The organism is [Phormidium] sp. LEGE 05292 (assembly GCF_015207735.1).
Lineage (GTDB): Bacteria > Cyanobacteriota > Cyanobacteriia > Cyanobacteriales > Aerosakkonemataceae > Floridanema.
The window spans coordinates 1-7,746 of the sequence record NZ_JADEWG010000222.1; the positions used below are offsets into that span (position 1 = coordinate 1).

At 42.6% G+C, this 7,746-nt stretch carries 9 protein-coding genes; 2 read left to right on the plus strand and 7 right to left on the minus strand.

Annotated elements, in window-relative coordinates; translation table 11 throughout:
- Nucleotides 1-89: 89 nt before the first annotated feature.
- The 6 genes from IQ264_RS30235 to IQ264_RS30260 are packed head-to-tail and all read right to left on the minus strand — an operon-like array spanning nucleotide 90 to nucleotide 3,211.
- The gene (locus tag IQ264_RS30235) at nucleotides 90-1,004 is read right to left on the minus strand and encodes a restriction endonuclease subunit S (RefSeq protein WP_193986028.1); all 915 of its coding nucleotides are present in this window, start codon (nucleotides 1,002-1,004) and stop codon (nucleotides 90-92) included.
- Entirely contained in the window at nucleotides 1,001-1,393 is a 393-nt protein-coding gene (locus tag IQ264_RS30240) for a type II toxin-antitoxin system VapC family toxin (RefSeq protein WP_193986031.1), read from the minus strand. Before IQ264_RS30240 ends, IQ264_RS30235 begins: the two co-directional genes overlap by 4 nt.
- The gene (locus IQ264_RS30245) at nucleotides 1,390-1,626 is read right to left on the minus strand and encodes a DUF2281 domain-containing protein (RefSeq protein WP_193986033.1); all 237 of its coding nucleotides are present in this window, start codon (nucleotides 1,624-1,626) and stop codon (nucleotides 1,390-1,392) included. The genes IQ264_RS30240 and IQ264_RS30245 overlap by 4 nt, the downstream gene beginning before the upstream one ends.
- A gap of 41 nt (nucleotides 1,627-1,667) precedes the next feature.
- Nucleotides 1,668-1,979: a type II toxin-antitoxin system RelE/ParE family toxin gene (locus tag IQ264_RS30250; RefSeq protein ID WP_193986035.1), complete on the minus strand. Its 312-nt coding sequence runs from the start codon at nucleotides 1,977-1,979 to the stop codon at nucleotides 1,668-1,670.
- Nucleotides 1,976-2,245 carry a type II toxin-antitoxin system ParD family antitoxin gene (locus IQ264_RS30255; RefSeq protein ID WP_193986037.1) on the minus strand — a complete coding sequence of 90 codons (270 nt, stop codon included), beginning with the start codon at nucleotides 2,243-2,245 and terminating at the stop codon, nucleotides 1,976-1,978. The genes IQ264_RS30250 and IQ264_RS30255 overlap by 4 nt, the downstream gene beginning before the upstream one ends.
- Nucleotides 2,246-2,305: 60 nt before the next feature.
- Entirely contained in the window at nucleotides 2,306-3,211 is a 906-nt protein-coding gene (locus IQ264_RS30260; RefSeq protein ID WP_228061931.1) for an HsdM family class I SAM-dependent methyltransferase, read from the minus strand.
- A 209-nt stretch (nucleotides 3,212-3,420) separates the two neighbouring features.
- Between IQ264_RS30260 and IQ264_RS30265 the strand changes: the two genes are divergently transcribed.
- Complete coding sequence (locus tag IQ264_RS30265) at nucleotides 3,421-3,765, plus strand: hypothetical protein (protein WP_193986039.1); 345 nt, start codon at nucleotides 3,421-3,423, stop codon at nucleotides 3,763-3,765.
- Between the two features lie 63 nt (nucleotides 3,766-3,828).
- On the opposite strand, the gene IQ264_RS30270 is transcribed toward IQ264_RS30265, so the two are convergent.
- Nucleotides 3,829-3,981 carry a hypothetical protein gene (locus IQ264_RS30270; protein WP_193986041.1) on the minus strand — a complete coding sequence of 51 codons (153 nt, stop codon included), beginning with the start codon at nucleotides 3,979-3,981 and terminating at the stop codon, nucleotides 3,829-3,831.
- 233 nt (nucleotides 3,982-4,214) lie between these two features.
- Between IQ264_RS30270 and IQ264_RS30275 the strand changes: the two genes are divergently transcribed.
- Nucleotides 4,215-7,746: ATP-binding protein (locus IQ264_RS30275; RefSeq protein WP_228061932.1), on the plus strand; the 3,532-nt coding region annotated here is incomplete at its 3' end.

The following is a 7,746-nucleotide window of genomic DNA, read 5'->3' on the forward strand; positions in this document are numbered from 1 at the left end:
TAGTCAGGCTGAGCATTGCTCAGCCTGACTACCCTTTGATTCAATCTTATCCTCATGATTATTGTCTCAAATTTTACCTCCTCTTAAGATTAGCGATCGCACCCACCAACTACTTTTGACCACACCCTGACAGGAACTCCACTCTCAACAAAGTCTTCACGCCCCAAAGTTGCACCGAAAGGGCTTGTAAGGACTGTCTGTTCACCGTCAATGCCTAAATGCTCAACTGTAACCCAACTCCAATTAGATGGTATTTCTGGTAATATCTCTAGATCTGGCAATTCAGGCTTTTTATGTTTCTCCTGTTGGTAATAACGTTTGTTCCAGATCTTCTCGAAGAAAACTGATGCAGGTTCAACGTCTGGGTTTTGTTCGCGCCAGTCGGCGGTTAAGTCGCCTCGGAAGGCGGCGGCGAGGACGGATTGACGGAAGCGATCGCACAACCCCGGAATCTCAAAAAGCGCCTCCCTCGCCCTCCGACTCCTCTCCCTCAACGCCTCAATCTTCGCAACAATTCGCTTCTGTTCGTTGAGTGGAGGAAGAATAATTTGAGCAGAAGCAACATCACTATCAGTAACAGCAGGATATAGTGTTCCATCCATAACTCCACTGATTTCTCGAATGAATTCATCAGATGTAACGAAATAAAATAAAAATTTGTTATAAATTCCCGGAGCGGCGCGAAGAACAGCAATCCCAGTTGATGTTAAGACTCCATCTAATTCAGGAGGTACACAAGCTATATTTTTTAAATAAGTTCTGACTGTTGAAAATAGAATATCCCCTTTTTTAACTAAGCGACGCGCTCTGGAAGGAGCATCTTTCCCAAGAAAGATTTTAGGCTCGGTAATTGTTTGTTTAGTGTTATCAATTGAACTAATATCAATATATTTAAAAAGCTTTTCAGGCTCTTTATTTGGTTGTAACGTTGTGTAAGGCAGAGTGATATCTCGGATACTTACTATATTCCACCCTTCAGGCAATTCTATTAATTCGTAACTCATGGATTAAATGGTAAAAGATTTAGACCTTGAATAAAGCGATAATCACTTTGATTTTTACTTAGCAAAGGATACCCAGTTACTAAAGCAGTAGCAGCAATTAACGCATCGGGAATCAATAAACCGTGACTCAAGCGATATTGACGCAACAACTCAACCGCTTGATTTGAAATAGATTCATTAACATGAATTACTTCAAATCGACTCAAAAAACGCTCTATAACTTGTTGCTCTGATTTATTCCTACATCCGACCATTAATTCCATTTGAGTGATAACGCTAACAGCTAGAGTAGCGGTTGCTTCAGTAGTATCCAATAAAGCCAGCGTTCCTTCAATGCCACGACTGACATCAATCAAAACATCCGTATCAATCAACACTCGCTGACTCATTCTAACCCTTGCCACTCCTGCTGACGAGTGCGACGCACCCAAGCACTACTATCGCTCATTTCTTCCCGTTCCCGCCAAATTCCGACAAACGGTTCATCTTGAAAACTTCCCTTAATTGAACTGTTAGTAACCTCAATCTTTTGCGCTAAAAATTCCGCAAAATCTAAAACCTCCTGTTGCTTTTCAGGCGGTAAAACTCGCACCTTTTCTAAAATCGCTTCTTCAATACTCATCACTTTCTCCTAACCCTGAAAAACATTAAAAACTTGCTCAATTACCCCTCATCCGACTCATCAAAAAGCGCCTGCAAATCCCGATAACCACTTACCACCCGCAAAATCTCAATTCCCCCAGGAATTGGACGATAAAAAATCAAATAATCATCAACCGGAAAACTCCGCAATAATGGAGCTAATTCATCTCGCCTCCGTCCCATATTAGGAAAATTCGCCAAAGTTCTGCACTTATCATTAACTTTCTTCAGAAAACGCTCCGCCGCATCAAAACTACTGTTATCCGCAATGTAGTCGATAATCTTCTCAATATCCCGACTCGCCGGAACCGTAAACCTGCAAACATTGCTCATTGTCCCGCCTCTTGGCGACGTTGTTGCAACCTCTGTTGCAAGTTCCGAAAAACCGTTTCCCCATCCACCACTTCACCCCGTTCAGCCGCTTCAATCCCAATAGCGATTTCTCGTTGCAACTCCTCAAACCGTCCTTGATAAATGCGTTCCCGTTCCTCCAATAACTTAATTCCTGCCAGAATCACTTCCCCAGCAGAGCCATATTTACCACTCGTCACCTGACTTTGAATAAACTGTTCTACTTCCGGCGTTAAAGTAAATTCCATAAAAACAAATACTCCTATCAAACATCCAGAGAAGATAACTCAACCACATCCTCATTATCTTCATTTTCTGTATCCCCCTCCAGCAGAACTGTCAAAGCCTCCATCTCCTCCAGCGCCGTTTGCAACTTCACCATAATCGCCGCCGCAATTATCCTCCGGTTCCGGTAAATCATCCCCCGACTGCAAACTCTCATCCCGCAGCCAAGAAATATCCAGATTTTCCCCCCGCTTGGCAATCTCCTCCCGTGTAAAACAGCGAAACCGCCCATTTTCGCCCAAATCAACCCGCTGACTCCCCCCATTCGGGTCAACCCCATAACAGCCCTCAAAATCCCGGAAATGCTCATGAGTTAAAGGAATCCGCTTCCCAAAACTGGGCATATTCGTCCGCATATCGTAAATCCACACATCCTTAGTATTGCCCTTCTCCGTCAACCCCCGTTGGAAAAACAGCACATTCGTCTTCACCCCCTGCGCGTAGAAAATCCCCGTAGGCAGACGTAAAATCGTATGTAAATTGCACTTATCCATCAAATCCGCCCGAATCTGCCGCCCTTGCCCATCCTCAAACAGCACATTATCCGGCAACACCACCGCCGCCCGTCCTCCAAGCAACAACCCGCGATAGATATGCTGCAAAAACGCCAACTGCTTATTCGACGTGGGATAAGTAAAATCATCCCGCGACGGCAACCCGCCCCCCTTCTTCGTCCCAAACGGCGGATTGGTCAAAATCACATTCGCCTTTCCCAACTTCTGCCCATCCGGTGACAGCGTATCCCCCAAAGTCACCGCCCCTTCAATCCCGTGCAACATCATATTCATTAGCAACAAGCGGTGGGCATCCTGCACCAACTCAATCCCGTAAAAAGCCTGATAGCGTTGAAACGACTGTTCCGCCTCCGACAAATCAAATAAATCATCCGTGAGTCGTTTAATATAACGAATTCCGACACTAATACTCATCCTCTCCCTTCTCCCTCAGATCGCTAGAATCAACTATTCACTGAAGCGACCAACCATAACTTCTTTAAATATTGGCTACTAACATTCATGACGGCCTCAAAATTAATTGCAAGACCGATGCAGAAATACGTCCTGAGAGTTTTGTGCTCGCCCATATCGCTCTTGTAAAATCATTTTCAATTGTTGAGAATTGGCTCAGGAAAAAGTTTATGGCAGATATGTCCGGTCAAGACCCCTCGGAAATCACAATGGCAACGGTTCATGAAGAACAAAAAGGCGCAACTTTCAGCGGTACGGTCATCCTTGGTCTAGATCCTGATGGTGGGGAAGCCGTTTCTTTTAGAGACTTTTTAATTGAAGATTATAAAGGCGAACTTACCGCAAATCTGGCAACAGATGGCGATATAACGAAAAGCATTGATTTAGGCTCACTCGATCATAAAAGCCGCAATTTTAGGCTGCCAATTCCGCCGGGAACGGATACATTACCCTACAATACAGTCGTGTTGAGCGACAAAAAAAGCCAGAAAAAAATCCTGACGATCGATCTATAAAATTTGTAACAGATCTCGTAGTTCAGCCAAATCGGGTTTTTATTCTCTGGAATCAGCAATATTCTATCTGCTCAGTTTGTTTGTATCTGCTAGGGAATGGGTACTACTTTGGCTTTCAGTACCTATTAATTGGGTATCGTCAGCAATTGGCTCTGAGGCAATGTCGATCGGTAGCGATCGCCTTTGGCGCTGCGCTTGGCGCAATCGCAAAATCATGGGTCGGTAGCAAACCTTGCTCCAATCCTTCTGTCTGGTTTATCGGTCAATTAGCGTGGGATCTCTGGCTCAAAATCTGCGGTCACATATCGTGATACTCCGCCACCGGGGTATACTACAGGACTCAAAGCCCCTCCTCATCGCTGTTTTAACCCTCTTCGCCCCCGGTCATTTATCGCCGTATCGGGGTCAGATATCTTAGTACGCGACAACTGAATTCAGGAATGAGTGATATGGACAACTACCAGATTCTCTCCAAGATTTACGAAAGTTCTAATTCATTGGTGTATCGGGCTGTCCATAAATCTCGCCATCATCCCGTTATCCTAAAGATTCTCAAGGAAGATTATCCCAATCCCGCCGAATTAACTCGATACAAACAAGAATACGAAATTACCAAATCCCTTCAAATCGATGGCGTAATCAAAGCATACGAATTATTGCCCTATAAAAATACTCTGGCGATGGTACTAGAAGATTTTGGCGGACAATCCCTCGATATTTTGTTACAATCTCAAACCTTCTCGCTGGCAGAATTTCTCTCCGTTGCCATCCAGATTGCACAAGCCCTTAGCGAAATTCATGCTGCACATATTATTCATAAAGATATTAACCCTTCTAATATTGTTTACAATCCCCAAACCAAACAAATCAAAATTATTGACTTTGGCATTTCCACAAAATTTACCCGCGAAAATCCAACTATTAAAAACCCCAATCTTTTAGAAGGAACATTAGCTTATATGTCGCCAGAGCAAACTGGCAGAATGAATCGCTCCCTCGATCGCCGCACGGATTTTTACTCTCTCGGTGCAACTTTTTATCGATTACTCACCCAAAAACTGCCGTTTGAAACCGAAGAGCCATTAGAATTAGTTCACTGTCATATTGCCAAACAGCCAAATCAAGTCAAAAGTCAAAGTTCAAAATTCAAAAATGAAGAAGAAATACCACAGGTTATTTCAGATATCGTGATGAAATTGATGGCGAAGAATGCAGAAGATCGCTATCAAAGTGCCTTGGGGCTAAAAGCAGATTTAGAAGAATGTTTGCATCAATTACAGCAAAACGGAAAAATCTTAAATTTTCCTCTCGGTCGCGACGATATTTTTGATCGATTCACAATACCGCAAAAACTTTACGGACGAGAAGCAGAAATAGAAACCATTATTTCCACCTTTCAAAGAATTGCGTCAGAAAGCGATCGCAAATCAACAGAAATGGTTTTGGTAGGAGGTTATGCTGGTATCGGTAAATCAGTGCTGGTACAAGAACTTTATAAGCCAATTACCGCACAGCGGGGTTACTTTATTTCGGGAAAATTCGATCAGTTTCAACGCAATATTCCTTATTCTGCGATCGCCCAAGCATTTCAATCTTTAGTCAAACAACTACTAACTGAAAACGATGCCCAATTAGCTCAGTGGCGAGAAAAACTCCTGGCGGCTTTGGGAGCCAACGGACAGGTGATCGTCGATATAATCCCCGAAATCGAACAAATTGTCGGTTCCCAGCCTCCCGTGCAGCTTCTAGAAGCCACAGAAAGGCAAAATCGATTTAATAGTGTTTTCCTAAATTTCCTGCGAGTTTTTTGTCAGAAAGCGCACCCGTTAGTTATTTTTCTCGATGATTTGCAATGGGCTGATTCTGCAACACTAAAGTTGCTGGAAGTGATGATGAACGAGCGCGATTTAGGGTATTTACTCTGCATAGGCGCTTACCGCGATCGCGAAGTCGATCTGAATCACCCCTTAATCAAAATGCGCGATCGCTTACAAGAACAAGGCGCGATTATCAACACAATTATTCTTACGCCTCTGCAAGTTGAACAAATCAGTCAACTGATTTCCGATGCGCTTCACCAAGAGCGAGACAGCGTTCAACCTTTGGCAGAATTGGTTTATCAAAAAACATTGGGAAATCCCTTTTTTATTAATGAATTTCTCAAAACTATTTATCAAGAAAATTTATTTACTTTCGCTCGTTTTAGCAAATCTTGGCAGTGGGATATCGCACAAATTGAAGCTTTGGGCATCACAGAGAATGTAGTTGACTTGATGCTCGACAAACTGAAGAAACTGCCAGAAGTAACTCAACAAGCTTTATATTTGGCTGCTTGTATCGGAAATAGTTTCACTCTCACTATCCTCTCTCAAATTTGTGAAAGTTCTGCTGCTCAAAGTTTTCAGAATCTTTTGCCAGCCATTCAATTAGGCTTGATTCAGCCAACTTCATCTCTAGAAATTACTTCTTCAGAAACACCGATCGCATCTGCATTGATCGTCGAAGAATATAAGTTTCAACACGATCGCGTACAACAGGCAGCTTATGCTTTGATTGATGAAGATAGCAAACAGTCCGTACATCTTCAGATTGGCAAGTTATTGCTGAAAAAGATCGGTAAAGCAGAGTTAGGAGAAAACCTATTTACCTTAGTCGATCATCTCAATAAAGGTCGAGGATTGCTAGAGAGCGATCGCGAAAAAATCGAACTGGCAGAATTAAATTTACGCGCTGGGAAAAAAGCCAAAGAAGCAACTGCTTATGCAGCATCCAGAGAGTATCTAATTCTTGCTAATGATGTGTTTCCGGGAGATATTTGGCAACAGCATTACGCGATGGCGATCGACCTTTACAAAGAACTCGCCGAAGTCGAGTATATCAATGGAAATTTTGAGCAATCCCAAGCTTTAATCGAACAGTCAATCCAGCAAGCAAAATCGGCAGTCGAGCGGGCAGAATTTTACTATTTGGGGATTAATCAATATACCTTATTAGGAAGATATAAAGATGCACTTGAGTTTGGGATAACTGCGCTCAAACTTTTGGGAAGCGAACTACCAGCAGACAACTTTCAAGCCGCCTTCGATAGCGAAGTTAGCGAATACCGAGAAAATATAGGGACACGAGAAATCAGTTCTTTGTATAACAGCCCCGAAATGGAAATCCCAGAGAAAAGGGCTGCTTTAAAAATCCTTTCTCGCATTTATGCAACGGCTTGGATGTTAGATCCAGTGCTGATATATATCATCGCAGTTAAAGGTGCCAATCTCAACCTCAAATACGGTCACACCCAAGTATCGTCAACAGTCTATAGCTTTATGGCACATACTCTGGCTCATGTCTTACAGGATTACCGATCGGGCTATGAATATATTTCCCTTGCGATGAAGCTAACGGATCGGTATAAAGATTTACCGTCCAAGGCTGTCGTAAGTATATTTCACAATTCTATTACGCTTTGGCTGACGCACGTCAAGCTTTGTGAAAGTATCAATGCTGAAGGAATTGATGTGGCACTGCAAGCTGGCGATTTTCAAGTGACTGGATATACTTATACCTACAACTTATACAACCTGATTTATCAAGGCAAAAATTTAGAATCTCTTTTACAGGAAGCTTCTCAAGCTTTACAATTCGCTCTAAAAACTCAAAATGGTTGGGCAAAAAATAGTATTTTAGCCTCTAAAATTCTCATTGCCAACCTGCTTGGTTTAACTCACGATAAATTTTGTTTTGCAACAGAAGAAATAGATGAAGCTGCTTTTTTAGTAACTTGTCAAACCGAGCACACCTTGGCAGCCGTCTGCTTCTACCAAATTTTTAAAGCTCAAATTCTTTATTTATACGATCGACCACCAGAGTTATCTTATCTGGAAGAAACAGAGAAATTAACGGCTTTTATTCCCGGCACTATTTCCCTCGCCAAGCTAAATTTTTATTGCTCATTAACTCTCGTTGCTCTCTATCCCCAAGCTGACGAAA